The sequence below is a fragment of the Thermodesulfovibrionales bacterium genome (genome assembly GCA_026417875.1).
Lineage (GTDB): Bacteria > Nitrospirota > Thermodesulfovibrionia > Thermodesulfovibrionales > CALJEL01 > CALJEL01.
In genome coordinates this window covers 21,827-39,718 of sequence record JAOACK010000008.1, presented here as the reverse complement: position 1 = coordinate 39,718, position 17,892 = coordinate 21,827, and the positions used below count along the sequence as shown (strand labels likewise).

At 39.9% G+C, this 17,892-nt stretch carries 21 protein-coding genes; 10 read left to right on the top strand and 11 right to left on the bottom strand.

All coding sequences use genetic code 11. The features are described 5' to 3' along the window. Positions 1–40: 40 nt before the first annotated feature. The 9 genes from nrfD to N2257_02885 form a co-directional block, all read right to left on the bottom strand. Positions 41–1,279, bottom strand: coding sequence for a polysulfide reductase NrfD (gene nrfD, locus N2257_02925; GenBank protein ID MCX7793349.1), 1,239 nt, complete (start codon positions 1,277–1,279; stop codon positions 41–43). Beyond that, complete coding sequence (locus N2257_02920) at positions 1,276–2,187, bottom strand: 4Fe-4S dicluster domain-containing protein (protein MCX7793348.1); 912 nt, start codon at positions 2,185–2,187, stop codon at positions 1,276–1,278. Before N2257_02920 ends, nrfD begins: the two co-directional genes overlap by 4 nt. Further along, entirely contained in the window at positions 2,184–2,645 is a 462-nt protein-coding gene (locus N2257_02915) for a cytochrome c family protein (protein ID MCX7793347.1), read from the bottom strand. The genes N2257_02920 and N2257_02915 overlap by 4 nt, the downstream gene beginning before the upstream one ends. Beyond that, a complete protein-coding gene (locus N2257_02910) occupies positions 2,642–3,034 on the bottom strand; it encodes a hypothetical protein (GenBank protein ID MCX7793346.1) in 393 nt (130 codons plus the stop codon). The genes N2257_02915 and N2257_02910 overlap by 4 nt, the downstream gene beginning before the upstream one ends. Before the next feature lie 26 nt (positions 3,035–3,060). After that, a complete protein-coding gene (locus N2257_02905; protein ID MCX7793345.1) occupies positions 3,061–3,315 on the bottom strand; it encodes a hypothetical protein in 255 nt (84 codons plus the stop codon). Positions 3,316–3,499: 184 nt separating this feature from the next. Further along, entirely contained in the window at positions 3,500–3,925 is a 426-nt protein-coding gene (locus N2257_02900) for a hypothetical protein (protein ID MCX7793344.1), read from the bottom strand. A 98-nt stretch (positions 3,926–4,023) separates the two neighbouring features. Beyond that, a complete protein-coding gene (locus N2257_02895; protein MCX7793343.1) occupies positions 4,024–4,962 on the bottom strand; it encodes a M48 family metalloprotease in 939 nt (312 codons plus the stop codon). Beyond that, positions 4,952–6,043 carry an HD domain-containing protein gene (locus N2257_02890; GenBank protein ID MCX7793342.1) on the bottom strand — a complete coding sequence of 364 codons (1,092 nt, stop codon included), beginning with the start codon at positions 6,041–6,043 and terminating at the stop codon, positions 4,952–4,954. Before N2257_02890 ends, N2257_02895 begins: the two co-directional genes overlap by 11 nt. Further along, complete coding sequence (locus tag N2257_02885; GenBank protein ID MCX7793341.1) at positions 6,036–8,192, bottom strand: HEAT repeat domain-containing protein; 2,157 nt, start codon at positions 8,190–8,192, stop codon at positions 6,036–6,038. Before N2257_02885 ends, N2257_02890 begins: the two co-directional genes overlap by 8 nt. Positions 8,193–8,491: 299 nt before the next feature. Between N2257_02885 and N2257_02880 the strand changes: the two genes are divergently transcribed. The 6 genes from N2257_02880 to N2257_02855 all read left to right on the top strand — a co-directional run bounded on the left by N2257_02880 (position 8,492) and on the right by N2257_02855 (position 13,079). Next, a complete protein-coding gene (locus N2257_02880) occupies positions 8,492–9,898 on the top strand; it encodes a tetrathionate reductase family octaheme c-type cytochrome (protein MCX7793340.1) in 1,407 nt (468 codons plus the stop codon). Positions 9,899–9,909: 11 nt separating this feature from the next. After that, positions 9,910–10,212, top strand: coding sequence for a hypothetical protein (locus N2257_02875; protein ID MCX7793339.1), 303 nt, complete (start codon positions 9,910–9,912; stop codon positions 10,210–10,212). A 213-nt stretch (positions 10,213–10,425) separates the two neighbouring features. Then, positions 10,426–11,571, top strand: coding sequence for a phosphopentomutase (locus tag N2257_02870; protein MCX7793338.1), 1,146 nt, complete (start codon positions 10,426–10,428; stop codon positions 11,569–11,571). Then, positions 11,541–12,059, top strand: a complete 519-nt coding sequence (locus tag N2257_02865; GenBank protein MCX7793337.1) for an RsmD family RNA methyltransferase — start codon at positions 11,541–11,543, stop codon at positions 12,057–12,059. Before N2257_02870 ends, N2257_02865 begins: the two co-directional genes overlap by 31 nt. Beyond that, positions 12,056–12,535, top strand: coding sequence for a pantetheine-phosphate adenylyltransferase (gene coaD, locus N2257_02860; GenBank protein MCX7793336.1), 480 nt, complete (start codon positions 12,056–12,058; stop codon positions 12,533–12,535). Before N2257_02865 ends, coaD begins: the two co-directional genes overlap by 4 nt. 19 nt (positions 12,536–12,554) lie before the next feature. Next, the gene (locus tag N2257_02855) at positions 12,555–13,079 is read left to right on the top strand and encodes a cysteine hydrolase (protein ID MCX7793335.1); all 525 of its coding nucleotides are present in this window, start codon (positions 12,555–12,557) and stop codon (positions 13,077–13,079) included. An 11-nt stretch (positions 13,080–13,090) separates the two neighbouring features. Here N2257_02855 and N2257_02850 read toward each other — a convergent pair whose 3' ends face one another. After that, positions 13,091–13,528 carry a hypothetical protein gene (locus tag N2257_02850; protein MCX7793334.1) on the bottom strand — a complete coding sequence of 146 codons (438 nt, stop codon included), beginning with the start codon at positions 13,526–13,528 and terminating at the stop codon, positions 13,091–13,093. A gap of 497 nt (positions 13,529–14,025) precedes the next feature. On the opposite strand from N2257_02850, the gene N2257_02845 reads away from it, so the two are divergent. The 3 genes from N2257_02845 to N2257_02835 are packed head-to-tail and all read left to right on the top strand — an operon-like array spanning position 14,026 to position 16,031. Next, positions 14,026–14,943: a nicotinate phosphoribosyltransferase gene (locus N2257_02845; protein MCX7793333.1), complete on the top strand. Its 918-nt coding sequence runs from the start codon at positions 14,026–14,028 to the stop codon at positions 14,941–14,943. Then, entirely contained in the window at positions 14,924–15,184 is a 261-nt protein-coding gene (locus tag N2257_02840) for a hypothetical protein (protein MCX7793332.1), read from the top strand. The genes N2257_02845 and N2257_02840 overlap by 20 nt, the downstream gene beginning before the upstream one ends. A 1-nt stretch (position 15,185) precedes the next feature. Then, positions 15,186–16,031 carry a DMT family transporter gene (locus N2257_02835; GenBank protein MCX7793331.1) on the top strand — a complete coding sequence of 282 codons (846 nt, stop codon included), beginning with the start codon at positions 15,186–15,188 and terminating at the stop codon, positions 16,029–16,031. Positions 16,032–16,059: 28 nt separating this feature from the next. Here the strand turns inward: N2257_02835 and N2257_02830 are convergent, their stop codons facing one another. Further along, positions 16,060–16,872, bottom strand: a complete 813-nt coding sequence (locus N2257_02830) for a ZIP family metal transporter (protein MCX7793330.1) — start codon at positions 16,870–16,872, stop codon at positions 16,060–16,062. Between N2257_02830 and N2257_02825 the strand changes: the two genes are divergently transcribed. Then, positions 16,859–17,821 (top strand): amidohydrolase family protein, encoded by a 963-nt coding sequence (locus N2257_02825; GenBank protein MCX7793329.1) that lies wholly within the window; start codon positions 16,859–16,861, stop codon positions 17,819–17,821. The genes N2257_02830 and N2257_02825 overlap by 14 nt on opposite strands. Positions 17,822–17,892 lie beyond the last annotated feature (71 nt).

Genomic DNA, 17,892 nt, shown 5'->3' with positions numbered 1-17,892 from the left:
AGTCCCTCCATTAGGGCAGGCTCGAGGCCTGCCCTCTATTTTAATGATGAAGGTCTCTGTATTCTGGAACTTCATATGTCACAGGCATTCTCCTTACAATCCACCTGAATATGAGTATGTGGATTGTTGCTATTGTCAAGACAATTATTACTTCTGTTACAGGTGGAATTATATGATGCAGATGGCCTGGTAACTGCCAGTTAAAGGTTATTACTGAGACATTAAGCCTGTTGAGTATTATGCCAGCTAACGCATAGAATGCACCAAATCTTACAATACCAGGAGATTCCTTTTTCACTCCATAAGTAAGGATCAGCACAGGTATCAATACAAATCCTATAACCTCCATAAGATACCAGTAACCATAGGGAGTATTGAGATATGACCAGTTATCATCATGGGCGAGAGCGATCATCTTAAGGGCAAAGTAAACATACATGCCGATAGCAGTTCCCTTTCCAAGACCAATGGTGAGGCTGTCAAGGTTTTTAAGATAATTATCATCACATACATGAGGCATGTACTTTGCAATAAGGTAACTCACAGCAATAACCATTGCAAGAGCTGCATATATAGCAGAGCTTAAAAAAAGATGAGGTATATAGGAACTGTACCATAGAGGATGCAGTTTGCCGGGTGTAAGAAGAAAGAGTGCTCCAAGAGCTGACTGATGAAGTGTGGAGAGTATGATTCCTGCAATGGTCATGGCAATGGTTATCATTGTGGCCCATACATATAGTCTTTTTGATTTTATCCATTCAAGTATAGCCTCACTGAATTCAAGGAACTGAACAGTGAGATAGGTTGCCACATGCCAGGCGACCAGGAAGAGAACAGAGGCTGTTCCATAATCTATAAGCATAGGATAATAGATCCTCCAGGGTCTTCCGAGATCAACAAGGAGATAGACAACAGCAAATAGATATCCCATAAATCCAGTTAGAAGGCCAAGACGTAGAAGGGGTTTATACCTTCTGAATCCAAATATATAATACGCTGTTCCCATAACAAACCCTGTGGCTGAAAGCGGAACGCCTCCAAAGAGTCCCCAACCAAGGATAATACCCCAGGGGTAGTCATCTGATGCATGGGTTACAGAGTCAAGACCATAAAGAAATCTTACTGCTATTACAGGAATTCCCACCATCAGTATCAAGGCAGCCACTATATTGAAGGGTGTTATGAGACTCCTGGCATATTCAGACCATGACATTCCAAGAGTAAGTTTTCTCATAAACCAGGATGAAAAGCTCTCTTTTTCAATGACATGGTTGCTCATTTCTTCACCTCCTTATGTTCTGACCTAAAGAGTTCATCCCTATGCTTTACAGCCGCATAGACCATACCGAAAAGAGCTGGCCATACAGCAAAGACAACCGGTACAGCTCCAAGGAATCCCTTTACCTCTTCTATAAGTGGGTGTTTTGGAATATCTGTTTGAAACCCGAGATATTCAAAAGGCACGGGAGAGATATACATCCATGATGTTCCACCAGCCTCATGTTCTCCATATATATGATTCACATACTTCTGTGGATTTCTCATAATCTTTTCTCTTGCAAGGTTTATGAGATCCTTTCTCTTACCAAAGGTAATTGCACCAGCCGGGCACGCCTCAACACAACCTGGCAACTTTCCGGCTTTTATCCTGGGATAACACATGGTGCATTTAAGAATTTTTGGTTCCAGGGCACTTTCGTAATCATAGGCAGGTACATAGAAAGGACAGGCGATCATACAGTATCTGCACCCGAAGCATTTGTCAGGGTCATAAAGCACAGCACCTTCTGGCTTCTTTTCATATGCACGGACAGGGCAGGCGCTTGCACAGGCAGGTTCATTACAGTGATTGCACTGAACCTTTCGGAATAAAAATTTATTTGGGTCACGGGGATCTGAGAATCTGTTAACCACTGTATAAGCCTTTGCGTCGGGTCTTCTCTTTTGATTGAAAACAGAGCCATCATCAAAGGGTAGAGCAGGTGGTGGAAGGTTGTTGACTTCATTGCATGCCCTTTCGCAGCTTCTACATCCTACGCATTCACTAAGGTCAGTGAGACACCCATAGGCGTCAGGCCATCCAGAGAATTCTTTGTAAGCCTCGGAATTCCCTGGTTTTATCAATAGGGCACCACCCAGCGCACCTGTGAATTTAAGGAAATCCCTTCTTGTTATGTCCCTTTTCATGGTGACCTCCTTTCTGCTGTTGTGTTTTTAAGTGAATGACATCTTCCCGAGCATCCCTTTGGATCTATTCCCACATCCATTCCCCTGTGGCACTGAAAGCATGCCCTGTGATAGGCAGCCTTAAGACCAGGTATCTGGGGTACAGAGGGATTGAATTCTGAATGGCAATTTTTACAGGCAATAAAATTTCTGCTAACTGATTTTTTAAAGAAAGTTGGTGATAAATTATGACAATCCTTGCATGAGAGGGATTCATTATTCTGGTGTTCATGATGGCATTGAGAACATCCTGTTGAAAAAAGGACATGCTTTTCGTGGTCAAATTTTACTGGTGTATAATTACCGCTGATATTATCTAAAGATATGACCTTTGGATAGGACACAGACCCTGCCCTCTGATAAAAGAGCAGGGTGAGAAGGGAAAATAACAGAATCAGCATTGACAAGGTCTTTCTCATTTTTCAGCCTCCTTTTTTTCCTTCTTTTTCTTTTTTCCCGCAAGGTAGGCCTCAGTCGGTCTCCAGCCAAATATGGCAATCCTGCTTCCAAGTGTGATGAGTCCATTATAGGCACTGACTGCAAGGGCTCCTATGAAGGTGAAAGGTAAGATTATCACATAAGCAAGAGCAACAAAGGGTGCTGAAACTGCTTTAAGGAGTGTTTTTGCTGTCTCTCTGTAACCTGTCCTTTTGATATATTCCATGTCCTCTCTGGCTCTCTCCACAAGGGTCCTGAATGGTTTTGGTTTCAGTATCTCTGCATAGATTATGTAAAGGGCTATAAAGGACAGGGCAATGAGGTATTCTATGCCTTTTACATAAGTTATGAAATCAAACAGGGTTTTCATATTGACCTCCTTTCAGGGAATTATCCCTATTTTTTTAAATGTTTCTTTCTTCCAGCAAGATAGGACTCAAGTGGTCTCCACCCGAAGTTTGCTATTGTTCTTACCAGGCTGAAGAGGGCACTTGCCACTTTTCTTAATGTAAGGACTGTTACCATGACAACTCCTATAAAGGGAAGAAAGACCACATAGACAAAGCCAATAACTGGCCCCAGAATGAGCGAAAGGCCAGGTGGCATTCTTGCTGGTCCTGCTGCTTCTTCTGTCTTTGTGTACCTTGTCATCTTTATCACCTCCTTTTGATTAGAGAATATCAAAAGATCAAGTGAAATAAAATTGGTAAAATTTCCTATGCCGGAGGGAAAAATATCCTATCTAATCAGGAAAGATTTCTGGCAGGACGTAATTTTTTACCGCCATTCAGGCTATTTTAATTGATGGAGTGATAAAAGGTGTTGAAAAAAATTTCTAATGAATCATGCTTTCAGCAATTTTCAGGAGTTCAAAAGGTCCTGATTTTAATGTGAGATTTATAAAATATCTTCCTTCACGCCAGGTTAATTCACTGCAGGTGTGTTCTTCAGAGATCAAAAAATCCTGTCTGCACTTTCCGACCCTGAGTATTGCTTCCCTTCCGTTAATAACATGGCGAATTACCTCCTTTACCTCTACAGGAGAAAGACCTTTCATCCTGAATTCTTTTCTCTCAGATTCTACAAGTATCAGTGCCACATTATTTTTCTTATCCATTAATTCCAGGGCTACTGCCCTGTAGGGTTTCTTTTGACCGATTATCTTTGAGGGTGGCCATGCAAGAAATTCCGGTATGTAGGTAGGGATGATTATATCATTAAAATCTTTCCTTAAATCTTCAATGCTGCTATAATATCGCAAACTATCCTTTTCTACGATTCCTGAAATATGATTAATTACAGCCAGCGCCAGCACTAACAGTATAATACTTCGAATAAATTTTATTATTCCTTTCACTGTCATACTATAAAATAATTTATAACTCCTGTTAATAGAATTGCCAGAAGAAAAGCCATTAAGCCTTTTTCTTTCGGTGCATAATTTGATAGCTCAGTCATCCTCTCTTCAATAATCGCCTCACGGGATTTATTCATATGGCTCTTTTCTTCCGGATGCGGTAGAAATTTCCTGAGTACTGATTTTAGGATTTCAGGCTTACCAGTGTATTCTACAGCCATCCTGTCACATATCTTTTCTTCTTCCTGGACAGCCTTTCTGAATTCAATCAGGGCAACAGGGTTAAAGAACATCGTTATCCTAAATATATAAACAGCGATTAATGCAGGCCTTGCTGACCTGATGATGTGAGCTGCCTCATGTGCTATAGCTGCATTTATCTCTTCATCCGTGAGATCATTTATAAGTCCCTCTGATATAAAGATAGAGGGTTTACTCCCTGTTGATGAAAATATTATGTATTCCCTGTCTTCTATTATATTTACTAAATGTTCTTTATTAAAGAAATTAACCTGAATAGTTCTCAGAATCCTTTTTTCCTCTTCCTTTTTTGCAAATAAGATGTTTTTTAAAACAGGTATCATCTCCTGAAAAATGGATATGACGGTAGTCAGCAACATTGATGAGATAAGCAGCATTCCAAGGCTAATTCCTCCATACTCAATGGCAAGTATCCTTTCAATATCTATTAATGCCCTTAGTCTCCCTTCAGGAGAATTTCTTAAAGGGTCAAGTATATAATAAAAGATAATCATTATTGGTGGCATTGTAACTGGAATAAAATGCAATTTCTGCAGGGTGAAAGGAGAGCTTATATTCCATGATCTTTTTATACTGTTTATAATAATGACCGCAACTATTGAATGAACAGTTGTCTGGATAATATATCTTCCAGGAAGGGTCTCATAGAATTCAAGAACAAGACTGCTATTAAAGGGCATGTATCCTCTTTAAGCCATCGGCAAAATTTTCAACAAGAAGAGGGTTAAATTCTGTTCCTGCAAGATCAAACATGAGCTTTATAACCTCATTCACACCGAGGGAGCGTCTGTAAGATCTGTGAGTCCTCATGGCATCAAAGAAATCAGCAATTGCAACGAGCTGGCTTATGAGATGCTGTTTTTTGCCATATCTTTTTGTATCGGGATACCCGCTTCCGTCAAACTTCATATGATGTTCAAAGGCAGCTATGACCGCAAGCCTGGGTACTTCTGGCAGGGTTGATAGATAGAGAGCACCATAGACCGGATGTTTTTTCATCTCTTCCCATTCCGATGGAGTTAGTCTTGTGGGTTTTTCGAGTACCTCCTTTGGTATGTAGGTCTTCCCTATATCATGGAGGAGTCCTGCAAGACCCGCCTCATGAAGAATCTCTCCTTTTAACCCCAGGAGTTCTGCCTGGAAGATTGTAAGTATGGAGACATTTGTTATATGTACATAGGTGTACTCGCTGTGGGATTTTACTGGACTTATGACCTTCAGCACATTATTTTCTCTTTTCAGGGCAGATATAAAACCAGCAACTGCATCTTCCAGACTCACCATATCAATCTTCTTGAACCTTGAGGCACTGGTGTAAACTCCCTTTACCTTTTCTATCTTCTCATTAACAATTGAGCTTATATCAATACCCTCACCCCTGAATTTGACCTCCACTATACCTACAGATATATGGGGAGTTGAATTTATTTTTTCATAACCGCTCAATGCCACTATAAAATTAATAAACTCCTGAAGGTTTACTCCCTTTGATATTGTTATTCTTTCAATGCCCTTTTTCTTTATTCTCCTGATAAAATTCTGTACATGTGTGCCTGTTTCCCTGAAGAGTTCTCCATTTATCATGAGGGTATCTCCGAGTATTGTCAGATCGAGACTATCTTCTTTAAAAAGGTCTTGGGCAAGCTTTACCGCCTTTTCTGAGAATTCTGATACAAAGGGATGGTCTTTTGAATAAAGGCTACAGTTTGAAAGGGCAGTCATTACAGATGAGATAAATTCAGAAGTCTTTGATTCAGCCATCCTGCCTTACTCCTTCAAGCAGTCTTCTTGATATAGATGCTATCTCTTTATTTTTTGAGTCAAGCCCCATTTCGAGGAGTTCTTTTACAGATTCTAGTGGATATTTATGAATTGTTCTGAATATCTCAAGTTTTAATTCATCGAGATTTGACCAGAACAGGAGTGTTTTTGAATTATAGATCTTTTTCAGGACAGGAATAGCTTTCGGATCCCCTATTTCTGCAAGGGCATTAACGACAGAGATTTTATAATAAGATTCTGTTCCGAGGATGTCCTTCTTTTCGAGGAGTTCAAGTAAATAGGGTACAGCCTCTTTTATTTTATATGAGCCGGCAAGTTTTACAGCCATATCCCTTATGTCAGGATTATCACTCCTTAAATAAAGTTTCAGATGGGAAACCGCATCAGGAGTCCTGAAATGGAGAAGGGTTTTTACTGCTTCCAGTGCCACATACCTGTCTTCATGCCTTGCAAGATTCCTTATTGTTTTGAGATATCTCTTCCCTCCACATTCTCTGATAAGGTATATCATATCTCTGAGAACTTCGGGATTTTTATTTTCAAGTCTTAAGTATGCCTCATCAGCAACCTCTGAACCGAGCCTTGAAAGAATGGACAGATAAAATTTTTTCGTGACCTGATCTTGTTCCTTAATTGCCTGTTCAATAAAAGGCTTTATTAAATAATGCCTCAGGACAGTTGCCAGTTTTATTACTCCTTCTCTGTTAAGTCTTCCCCAGAGTCTGAAGCTCTCTATTAACCTAGAGATAAACTGTTCTGACCTGAAAAAATATTCTATCATGCTTGCTGCCTCTTCCCTGAAAGGACCTGTAAGTGAAGATGAGTAAACAGCATTATATACCTCCAGTATCTCACTGAATCTACCGGTATCAAGAAAGGACTGAACATATCCTGAGAGTCTGGTTAAGAGCTGTAAAAACTCATCTCTGTTGGCTGTACCAGAAGCAAGCAGCTCTATCATTATCTCAGAGATAACCTTTTCTGTGTATACTTCATCGCATACCCTGATTGCCTCTTCTGAAAGGGCTGTTTTTTTTCCCTCAAAGCCCCTCAGCATAGCATCTAGCTCAACTATATAATCTTCAGGAACGTAGGTATCAAAGTGATCTTCTGAAAAAAGCATAACTGTTCTTTCATCGAGCTCCAAATCATGAACAACCTTCTTATTACCTATTATCATTTCAAGGAGTTTTGTTTCACCTTTTGTTTCATAGAGTTTATTCATGAGATTTCTCAGTGTTTCCGGAATAAAGGATACCTGTTCTTCAAATATGCGCATGATTCTGTCCAGGTCCTCTGGGGTAAGCTCTTTTATTATCTGTTCCATCTCTGCTTCATCAAGTCTTTTTATACTGAAGGATTTTTTGAGGAATTGTTTTTTCAGCTCAGGATTGAGATTCTCTATAAGGGATAGGAATTTGCTGAATAGGTCACTTCTTATTCTTTCTCCTTTTTTTCTGAGATAGGCCGTAATTACCCTCTCATAGGTCTCCTCTGGAGCGTCCTCCCTTAAGTTTTCATTAAGAATATCTGCAATCTCATCAGGTGGTGTCATCAGTATTATACCTTCTGCATCTGCATCTGCAAGTCTGCCTTCAAGAAGACCTGATACATAATCCTCAAGTACCCTTGTACCGATACCACCTTCTCTGAGATGTCCTTCGAGGAATTGCAATTTTGATATATCTAGAGGAGATATGATTATATGTCTTAATCCCCTTCTTTTTGCAGATTCTATGAGTTCCTGACCCTGAAGTTCTTCTTTTGTTATAAGTTCATGGAATATATAGAGTTCGTCAATAGAAAGACCTGACTGGAAGGTTACAGCAGCAATTCCCTTTTCATGAAGACTCCTCCCGAATTCTTTAAAAACAGGGTTTCTCCGGTCAAGGGTATATTCATCCACTATAAGGTTATCCTTTGCTATACCGAGAGTGATCTCATGTCTTAGTTCAAAGAGTTTTTTCATAAAATTATGTGCCCTGTTAAGGGACTCCTTTGTTATAGGATGGTCCTTCGGATAGAGGCTTACACTCCTTCGTGATATATTTAATTCTATTACTGCCTCTGAGAGGAGTTTTGCATCAAGTGGCAGTTTGCTTCCGTTCTGTGGGGTGTTACTGTCCATATTTAAGTATAACTTAAATTATCTCGGGATGGGTCGCTTAAAATTGCCATCAGCAGAGAGGCCATCGCATCTTTTTAAGTATTATTTTATTTACGAATATATTAACCCTTTCTTGTATGCTCTTTCGGGCCTGCATTAATATCCTTCCAATATATATAAAGTTTAGAATTTAATTAGTTTCTAAACTTATTGATAAATAAGAAAAGAAATTTTATAATTTTCTATGCTACAAAAGTTAAATAAAGACCTTGATGGGAAAGCCCTTGGCTTTCCTTTTCATTTTTCAAGGAGGTTGGTATATGAGACTATTATTAACAGCTGTTACTTTGTTCCTGCTTTCCGGTTATCAACTGGCATCAGCAGGACCGGATCATTCCCAATGGATAAAGGGGCCTTTCAAGAGCGGAGAGGAGGTTACAAAGACCTGTCTTCAGTGTCATGAAAAGGAGGCAGAAGATTTCATGAGAACCTCTCACTGGAAATGGAAGGGAAAACCGAACACAATTAAAGGAATGGAAAACAGCAAGGAAGAGTTTGGAAAGGCTAATTTCATAAATAACTTCTGTATTTCTATAGAAGGTGGAGACAAGTGTGCAAATTCAGAATTCTGTACGAAGTGTCATCCCGGTTACGGCTGGAAAGATAATACTTTTGATTTAAGAGATAAAACAAAGATTGACTGTCTAATCTGTCATGCAAGAGAGGGTAATTACAGGAAGGGTCTTGCTGGAGAGCCTGACAGGTCGCTAATTGAAAAGGGAATAATGTCCCTTACAAAGGCTGCACAGAGTGTTGGTACTCCCACAAGAGATAATTGTGGTGTATGTCATTTCTTTGGTGGTGGAGGAGATGCTGTAAAACACGGTGACCTTGACTCAACACTAAGCAAACCGACAAGGGATCATGACGTCCATATGGGTGGAGTTGCTGATATGAATTGTACAGCCTGTCATGTAACCGAAAATCACAGGATAGCTGGTGTCTCAACATTCCTTGCTACAAATGATGGAAGGGTTTCATGTGAGGACTGCCACAGAGAACCTCATAAAGATTCGCCCTCAGGAAATATTATCTCAAAACACACAAAAACAGTAGCATGCCAGACCTGCCATATACCATTTTTTGCCAAAGGTCAGGCTACCAAGATGTACTGGGACTGGTCAACAGTTGGTAGGGACATTGAGCCCGAGGAGCAGTTCGGAAAAGAAACGTATGCAAAACATAAAGGAACCTTTGTCTGGCAGATGAATGTGATTCCAACCTATGAATGGTACAGTGGTAAGATCGAGCGCTATATTAAAGGTCAGAAGATCGCTGATCCTTCTAAGACAGTCTATATATCAAAACCGGTTGGAAATATAAAGGACCCAAACTCAAAGATCTATCCCTTTAAAGTTCACAGAGGTAAACAACCAATGGATTCAGTTTATAAATATCTCCTTATTCCACAGACATATAAAGGCCTGTGGAGCCATTATGACTGGGAGAAGGCACTTCAGGAGGGTGCAAAGGGTTCAGGTCTTTCATACAGCGGGAGATTTGAGTTTGTGTCAACCGCTTTTTATGGAAGCATAAATCATGAGGTGGTACCAAAAGAAAGAGCACTTAAATGCAATGACTGTCACTTCAGTGGCAAGAGGCTTGACTGGAAGGCCTTGGGTTATAAGGGTGATCCAATAAGGTATGGATCAAGAAAAATAAGATAAAGGAGGAGAAAATGAAAAGGTTATATGCTATTGCTGGAATTCTTTTAATGCTGTCCCTTATCTTTTCTGGTACAATTTCAGCTGAAGAGGTTGTTTCTTTAAAAGGAAAGGTGAAGTCGATAGACCTCAAGACAGGTGCAGTAATTATCACCACACAGGCTGGTCAGGAAGTTACTGTTATAGTTGAGGATGAGGCAACCCTTTCAAAATTTAAGGACGGAAGAATCACTGAGGGAGACGAAGTGAAGGTTAAGTATACAATAAAGGATGGTAAAAACATATCAACCTATTTTAAGAAGGCAGCAGGTTGCTGATAATTGTTTAAGTATTTTAAAGGGGCTGGAGACTGTCCAGCCCCTTTAATTTTTAAATCATCCCAGGGTGTCTTCTCTTTACTGCCATCTCTAGGATCAGTGGCAAGCCGTAAGCCCACCTGCCGAAATTACAGGTTTGAGTTACGGGGTCATGAATTAATTTATTCCTTCAGTGGATGAATCAGGTCTGATGTTTTGATTGTATAATATCCTGTGCGCCTAATTCTTATAGTCATGGATGGTCTTGGTATTGGTGAGACACCAGATGCAGGAGAATACGGTGACATTGGAAGTAATACCCTTGCTCATATATCAGAGGTTGTTGATCTTAACATACCTGTTCTTGAATCCCTTGGTATTGGCAACTTAGGTGAATTTAGAGGAATTAAAAAGATCGAGGACCATCCTTCTATAATTGCAAAGCTTGAGGAGGTCTCAAAGGGTAAAGATACTATTACAGGTCACTGGGAGATGATGGGTATTGTGCTCGAGAAACCCTTTCCTACCTATCCAAGAGGATTCCCTCCTGATATTGTGAGAGAGTTTGAGAAACTTACAGGAAGGAAGATTATTGGTAATAAACCAGCCTCTGGAACAGAGATTATCAAGGAACTGGGTGATGAGCATATGAGAACGGGTGCTCTGATAGTCTATACCTCTGCTGATAGTGTGTTTCAGATAGCTGCCCATGAGGAGGTAGTGGCACCTGATGAGCTTTATGAAATATGCAGGATTGCAAGAGAATTGCTGAGAGGTGAGCATGAGGTTGCCAGGGTGATAGCAAGACCTTTTAAAGGAAGACCAGGTAATTTCATAAGGACAGCGGGGAGAAAAGATTTTACAATTGAACCACCTGAAGGAACCCTTCTTGATATAATGAAAAATAAAGGCCTTAAGATTATATCAATAGGAAAGGTCTGGGATATCTTTTCAGGAAGGGGTTTCACTGATAAATATTCCATGGGTTCAAATAAGGATGGCATGGAGAAATTGATTGAGATTTATAAGCAGGTCTCTCACGGCCTTTTATTTATCACTCTCACGGATTTTGATACACTTTACGGACACAGAAATGATCCAGAGGGTTTTGCTGAAGCCCTTAGAGAGTTTGACCATTATCTTGAAAAGCTGATATCAGTGCTTTCACCTAAGGACTATTTAATTCTTACAGCAGACCATGGATGCGATCCGCTCACACCAAGCACAGACCATTCAAGGGAATATGTGCCAGCCATTGTTTATAATAAATCCATTAAAGGAAAGACTCTCGGACTACTTAAAGGTTTCTTTCATATTGGTGCAACCATAGCAGATCTTTTTGGTATAGAATGGACAAAGGGAAAAAGTCTATTAAAATAGATATCAGACGAACAACCTCCCTTGTAAAAAAGGCTTTTTTTGATATAATTGGCGAGAGGATCAAGAACTCTCATTTTCTTGACCTTTACGCAGGTGAGGGTGGAGTTGGACTTGAGGCATTAAAAAGAGGTGCGGATTCTGTACTCTTTGTAGAGATATCAAAGAAAAACCCCGGGATTATAAAGAGAAGACTTTTAGAGAGCGGTCTTTCAGAGAAGGGCAGAGTGATAATAATGCATGTAGCAAGTTTTTTGAAAACTTCAAAGGAGGACTTTGATATTGTCTTTGCAGATCCGCCCTATGAATCAGGAGAATACGATATACTTATTAAAAATTTACCATTGTTTAGTGGTATTAAGAAAGATACAATTTTGTGTATAGAGCATTTCCATAAAAAAATACTTCCAGAAGACATTGGAAGTCTTGTATTATTAAGAAGATACAGGTATGGTGATACAGTATTATCATTCTATAGGAGGCAGGAATGAAAAGGGCAGTTTATCCAGGAACCTTTGATCCCGTAACGAATGGCCATCTCGATCTTATAGAGAGGGGTTTAAGGATTTTTGATGAGATAATTATAGCAGTGGCACCAAATCCGAAGAAGAAACCACTCTTTGATCTTAAAGAGCGGATTGAGTTAATTGAAGAGGCGATTAAGGGATATAAGAATGTGAAGGTGGAGGCCTTTGATTGTTTACTCGTTGACTATGTAAAGGAAAAAGGTGCAGTTGCCATAATAAGGGGCCTGAGGGCTGTATCTGATTTTGAATACGAGCTCCAGATGGCGCATATGAACAGAAGGCTTTCTGAAGGAGGAGTTGAGACAGTATTTATGATGCCCTCTGAAGAGTACAGTTTTTTGAGTTCAACAATTGTTAAGGAAGTTGTCTCTCTCTGTGGTTCTGTAAAGGGCCTTGTACCAGAGCATGTAGAGAGGGCATTGAAGAAAAAGTTTGTATGAAGAGTAGAAGGAGGTTAATATGGCAAAGGAGGCACTGCTTGTAATTGATATGTTAAATGACTTTGTACTTGAAGGAGCACCTCTTGAGGTGCCTGATACTAGAAAGGTGATACCTGTTATAAAAAGAGAGATTGAAGAGGCAAGGAAAGAAGGTAAACCCGTTATTTATGTATGCGACAGCCATGAACCTGATGACAGTGAGTTTAAGAGATTCGGATGGCCACCCCATGCTATTAGAGGCACTGAGGGTGCAAGGGTTGTGAAGGAACTTGAACCTATAGAAGGAGACATTATTATTGAAAAGACTACCTATTCAGGTTTTTACAATACAAAACTTGATGAAACCCTGAAGAAACTGGAGATTGATACCTTGAGGCTTACCGGTTGTGTTACCCATATATGTGTAATGTTTACAGCCTCTGACGCCACACTCAGGGGTTATAATGTCACCGTTGTGAGGGATGGGGTTGCAGGTTTGAGTCCCGAAGACCATGAAGCCGGTCTCAGGATAATGAAAAATGTAATGGGTGTAAAGATAGTATAGAAATTTTCTCGTTATGGAATTGTTTCTTTTTTGCTGGTAAGTTTAATATTACCACCTATTATCATGTTACCTGAAATCACAGCATCGCCACCTACCTCAGCAAATTCGCAGACCTCGGCAAATCCTGATACCACAGCATTACCATACACGGATGCAAAACCATAAACCTTAGCCTCTCCTTTAATCTTTGCATTTCCAAAAACCTTTGCATTTCCAAAGACCTCTGCATTTTCTGATACCTCTGCATTTCCAAAAACCCAGGCATTTCCGTATATATAGGCGCTATCTAGTATTTTTGCATTACCACATACCTTTGCAAAAGGTCCTACATAGGCAGTTGGTTCCACATATGCTGTTTCAGCTACCAGGCCGCCACCATTAGGATGGTGTCTGTATCTTACTCCCTCAATTTCAAGAACATAATCCTCTGTATATACTTTTACTTCCATGATTAAACCTCCAATAATTCCGATTCATAAATTTACAATAAAGTATAATGCTTTTTATTCCTGTTGTCAAATTTTACTTTTAGCCCGAATCTGCCGATAGAAATCTATGATATTCTTACAATTAAAAGGCAGGTGTGCCGAAAAGGCAATACCATACCCCAAAAAATCTTTGATTTTTTGGAGGCCCCTTCTCAGACACCTTATACTGAATACCCAGAAAAGAAATGGCCTTCATTAACCACATCACAAGACTCACTTCATGGTGAATAAGGCTATTATCAAGTGAATAATAAATTCTGTCGCTCTGTAAAGACTTTGAGGCATACCTGCCCTTTTCCTATCTGCAATTTACGTTTAGCATTTTAGTGATTTAATTATCAGATTCTTTTATATATTAAGGACGGAATCAATAGTTGAGCTGAGTAATTCCCATTTATAACATTCTTTATCTTAAGTTAAAATAGAATCAAATTTTAAAAATATATGTGGAGGTTTTTATGTTTCATACAGCAGATCCAAAGGATATCATTGATGGTAAGATTACTGATGTCTATTTTGAGAGAACCCTTAAAATCCTCAGGGCAAAGGGGGTAAACCCGCTTGTCAGGGCAGAATTTATTGCCAAGGACCTGCCGTATGGATGGAGATGGGGAGTTTTTGCAGGTCTTGAGGAGGTTCTTGAGCTTGTAAAAAACCTTCCTGTAAAACTCAGGGCAATGAAAGAGGGTACAATATTTTATCCCTATGAACCAGTGATGGAGATAGAGGGAAGGTATCAGGACTTCTGTGTCTATGAAACAGCTATTTTAGGTTTAATATGCCAGGCATCAGGTATTGCAACAAAGGCAGCAAGATTCAAAAAGCTCGCAGGTCATAGACTTGTCATAAGTTTTGGTGCTAGGAGGATGCACCCTATACTTGCACCGATGATTGAGAGGAATGCCTTTATAGGAGGAGCTGATGGAGTAGCTGTTGTAAAGTCTGGAGAATTAATAGGTGAGTCTGCTATGGGCACAATGCCCCATGCCCTTGTACTATGCATGGGTTCGACCCTGGAGGCAATTAAGGCCTATGATGAAGTTCTTGAACCAGAGGTCAAGAGGGTTGCCCTGATAGATACACTGCAGGATGAGAAGTTTGAGGTCATAAATGTGGCGGAGGCTCTGAAAGATAAATTATATGCTGTAAGGTTTGATACGCCTTCTTCAAGAAGGGGAAATTTCTTCAGAATCCTTGAAGAGTGCAGATGGGAGCTTGACCTGAGGGGTTACAAACATGTGAAGTTCTTTGTTAGTGGTGGAATCAAAGAAGAAGATATCCCCCTGCTTAACCCTCTTGTTGATGGTTATGGTATTGGCACAGTCTATAAGCAATGCACCTGTCATAGATTTTGCCATGGATATAATGGATATTGAAGGAAGACCATTTGCTAAGAGAGGAAAGTGGTCTGGCAGAAAGAGGGTTCTTTACTGCAGGGACTGTGGCTCAAGAAAGATTGTGCCCTACTCAGAACTCTCCTATACCTGTAAATGTGGAGGTATCCAGGAGGAGTTACTAATGCCAGCGATAGATAATGGAAGGGTCTTAATAAATAAAAGATCGCCAAGAGAAATCAGGGAATATGTCCTTAAGCAAATAAGAGAGTTAGAACTTTAAGATGGCTTCAGTTATCCTTGCTATCTTTCTCTGGAGCTCCCTTGGTGTTGTCATAAAGCTTTCTGGAATGACTGTAACGGTACTTATGTTCTATGCGGCTTTAATCTCAGCTCTGACAACAGGTATTATTATCCTTCTTAAAAAGGACCTGTGGAGGGAGATTACATTTAAAAGTGTCCTTCCTCTTTTTGTACTTGCTCCAGTGAGTCTTGTAAATACCTTTACATTCTTTTATGCCTATAAAAATACATCTATTGCCAATGCAGTGCTCACACACTATACTGCTCCTGTAATGGTAGCCTTTCTTGCACCTTTAATTCTTAAAGAGAGATTTTCCTTAACTACAATTATTGCAGCCCTTATAGCAAGTGCGGGGTTATGGATAATGCTGGGAGTTTCACCTGAAGAGTTTTATCGTGCCGTAGGAGCTGGTGACCGTGATTCACTTGGAATAATATCAGGACTCCTTTCAGGTCTTGCCTATGCCATGCTTATAATCTTGATCAGGAAACTTGCACCTCAGTACCATCCAGTAATTCTGACCTTTTTTCAGAATACATTAATTACCCTGATGCTACTTCCTTTTTCAGGCACGACAGCAGATATTATGAAAGGTCTCTGGGCTTTTCTGATAATGGGAATAGTGCATTCTACACTAGCACCAGTACTTTATTTTTATGGAATGAAGACAGTTACTGCTATAAGAGGAGGTCTTATCGGTTATCTTGAGCCTTTTTTTTCAATCATACTCGGCATGGTATTTTTAAAGGAGCTCATAGATATAAAAACTGTTATCGGTGGTATTCTCATTCTCCTTTCAGGTTATATAACAATTAAAAATAAATGAATCTTAAAGTTCAGCCATTCTGACTAAATCAGGACTTCAGTCCCACATCAAGAACCATCATTATAGCAAATCCTGTAATTGCACCCATAGTTGCAATATCAGTATTTCCTTTCCTCTGGGATTCTGGTATTAACTCCTCTATAACAATGTATATCATGGCACCTGCTGCAAAACTCAGGGCATATGGAAGGATCTGGAGAGATGTAGATACAGCCAGAACACCTATAAGGCCTGCAATCGGCTCAACCATTCCTGAGAGCTGTCCGTAAAAGAATCCTTTAAGCCTGGAAAACCCCTCTCTTCTAAGGGGCATCGATATCGCTAAGCCTTCTGGAAGATTCTGGATTCCGATACCAATGGCAAGGGCTATTGCACCAGGCAGTGTTGCAGAGGCTATTCCCTCTTTCAGCGCACCAAAGGCTACACCAACAGCAAGGCCTTCAGGTATATTGTGAAGTGTAACAGCAAAGACAAAGAGTGTTGTTCTTTTCCATTTTGTCTTAATTCCCTCTGTAGCCTCTGAAGGAAAGCCCGGATGGAGATGGGGGAGTAAAGCATCGAGTAACCTCATGGAGAGGGCTCCCAGTATAAAACCTGTTAGAGGTGGAAACCATCTTGAACTACCAAGTTTTTCAGATATCTCTATAGATGGTTCAAGAAGGGACCAGTAACTTGCTGCAATCATCACTCCAGCAGCAAAACCGAGCATGCCGTCAAGGAGTTTTTCCTTTATTTCTTTTACAAAGAATACCCCTGATGCACCAACTGCTGTAAGGAGATAGGTAAAAGAGGTGGCTATGAGAGTCTGCATTAATGGAGAGAGTTCTGTGAAAAAATCCATACATTATTTTAGAATATTTTTTATGATTATACCACCCTTTAGAGACTGCCATATACATTTTGTAATTAATGGAAAGGAAGTCTCAAGGGATGGAATTATCTCTATAGGAAAAAAACTTTTGAGCCATGGAATCTTTGAGGTATGGGAAATGGGATTTAAAAATGCCTCTGGTTTTCTGGCAAGAGAGATATTAAAGGATTTTATAAATGTAAAGGTTGCTGGAGTTGCTCTGTATAAAAAGGGTTTCTATGGCTCCTTTCTTGGTAGGGGAATAACCCGGATGGATGAGGTAGAGGAGGTCGTCAAAGAGATTTCAAAAAAAGGAGCTGATTTTCTCAAGGTTCTCAATTCAGGGGTGATTGATCCAAGATTTAATAATATGCTCTCAAATGGTGGATTTTCCTTTGAGGAGTTAAGATTCATATGCTCTTTTGCCCGTGAGAAGAATCTTAAAGTTATCTGCCATGCTAATGGTAGAAGAGCCATAGAGGAGGCAATAATGGCTGGTGTTAGCTCAATTGAGCATGGATATTTCATCACTGAGGACCTAATCCAGTTAATGAAAGAAAGAAGGGTCTCATGGACGCCCACCCTTTTTGCCCTGTTAGCCTTTTCAAGAAATTTATCAGACAGTGAGCAGCAGGTTATTGAGAGGATTCTAAGGCATCATATGGATTTAATAAATTATGCTAATTCTATAGGTGTGAAGATCAATATAGGTACGGACAGTGGAGCCAGGGGTGTGGAGCATGGAAGGGCATTCTTCGAAGAACTCAGGCTATTAAGGAAGGCAGGACTTTCTCTTAAAGAGATAATCAGTATAACCTGCATGCCTGAAGATGAGGTTACAAAGGGTAACTATTTAATAATCGATGAGGATTTTATAGAAACCGGAAAGCTCAGGGCTATTTATTTTAAGGGTAAAGAATCTCTTGTTATGCATGATTAGATCACTTAATTATGCCAATCGAAAACAAGCTGGCAAATTCAGCAATACTCCATAACTATGGTATAATTTGC

Bases quoted from the DNA above. Each gene is read 5' to 3' on its own strand.
- N2257_02910 (MCX7793346.1), bottom strand. From the start codon at position 3,034: ATGAAAACCCTGTTTGATTTCATAACTTATGTAAAAGGCATAGAATAC.
- N2257_02830 (MCX7793330.1), bottom strand. From the start codon at position 16,872: ATGGATTTTTTCACAGAACTCTCTCCATTAATGCAGACTCTCATAGCC.
- N2257_02890 (MCX7793342.1), bottom strand. From the start codon at position 6,043: ATGGCTGAATCAAAGACTTCTGAATTTATCTCATCTGTAATGACTGCC.
- N2257_02915 (MCX7793347.1), bottom strand. From the start codon at position 2,645: ATGAGAAAGACCTTGTCAATGCTGATTCTGTTATTTTCCCTTCTCACC.
- N2257_02905 (MCX7793345.1), bottom strand. From the start codon at position 3,315: ATGACAAGGTACACAAAGACAGAAGAAGCAGCAGGACCAGCAAGAATG.
- N2257_02855 (MCX7793335.1), top strand. From the start codon at position 12,555: ATGGCAAAGGAGGCACTGCTTGTAATTGATATGTTAAATGACTTTGTA.
- N2257_02835 (MCX7793331.1), top strand. From the start codon at position 15,186: ATGGCTTCAGTTATCCTTGCTATCTTTCTCTGGAGCTCCCTTGGTGTT.
- N2257_02920 (MCX7793348.1), bottom strand. From the start codon at position 2,187: ATGAAAAGGGACATAACAAGAAGGGATTTCCTTAAATTCACAGGTGCG.
- N2257_02885 (MCX7793341.1), bottom strand. From the start codon at position 8,192: ATGGACAGTAACACCCCACAGAACGGAAGCAAACTGCCACTTGATGCA.
- N2257_02850 (MCX7793334.1), bottom strand. From the start codon at position 13,528: ATGGAAGTAAAAGTATATACAGAGGATTATGTTCTTGAAATTGAGGGA.
- N2257_02865 (MCX7793337.1), top strand. From the start codon at position 11,541: ATGGACAAAGGGAAAAAGTCTATTAAAATAGATATCAGACGAACAACC.
- N2257_02895 (MCX7793343.1), bottom strand. From the start codon at position 4,962: ATGCCCTTTAATAGCAGTCTTGTTCTTGAATTCTATGAGACCCTTCCT.
- N2257_02875 (MCX7793339.1), top strand. From the start codon at position 9,910: ATGAAAAGGTTATATGCTATTGCTGGAATTCTTTTAATGCTGTCCCTT.
- N2257_02840 (MCX7793332.1), top strand. From the start codon at position 14,924: ATGGATATAATGGATATTGAAGGAAGACCATTTGCTAAGAGAGGAAAG.
- coaD (MCX7793336.1), top strand. From the start codon at position 12,056: ATGAAAAGGGCAGTTTATCCAGGAACCTTTGATCCCGTAACGAATGGC.
- N2257_02880 (MCX7793340.1), top strand. From the start codon at position 8,492: ATGAGACTATTATTAACAGCTGTTACTTTGTTCCTGCTTTCCGGTTAT.
- N2257_02845 (MCX7793333.1), top strand. From the start codon at position 14,026: ATGTTTCATACAGCAGATCCAAAGGATATCATTGATGGTAAGATTACT.
- nrfD (MCX7793349.1), bottom strand. From the start codon at position 1,279: ATGAGCAACCATGTCATTGAAAAAGAGAGCTTTTCATCCTGGTTTATG.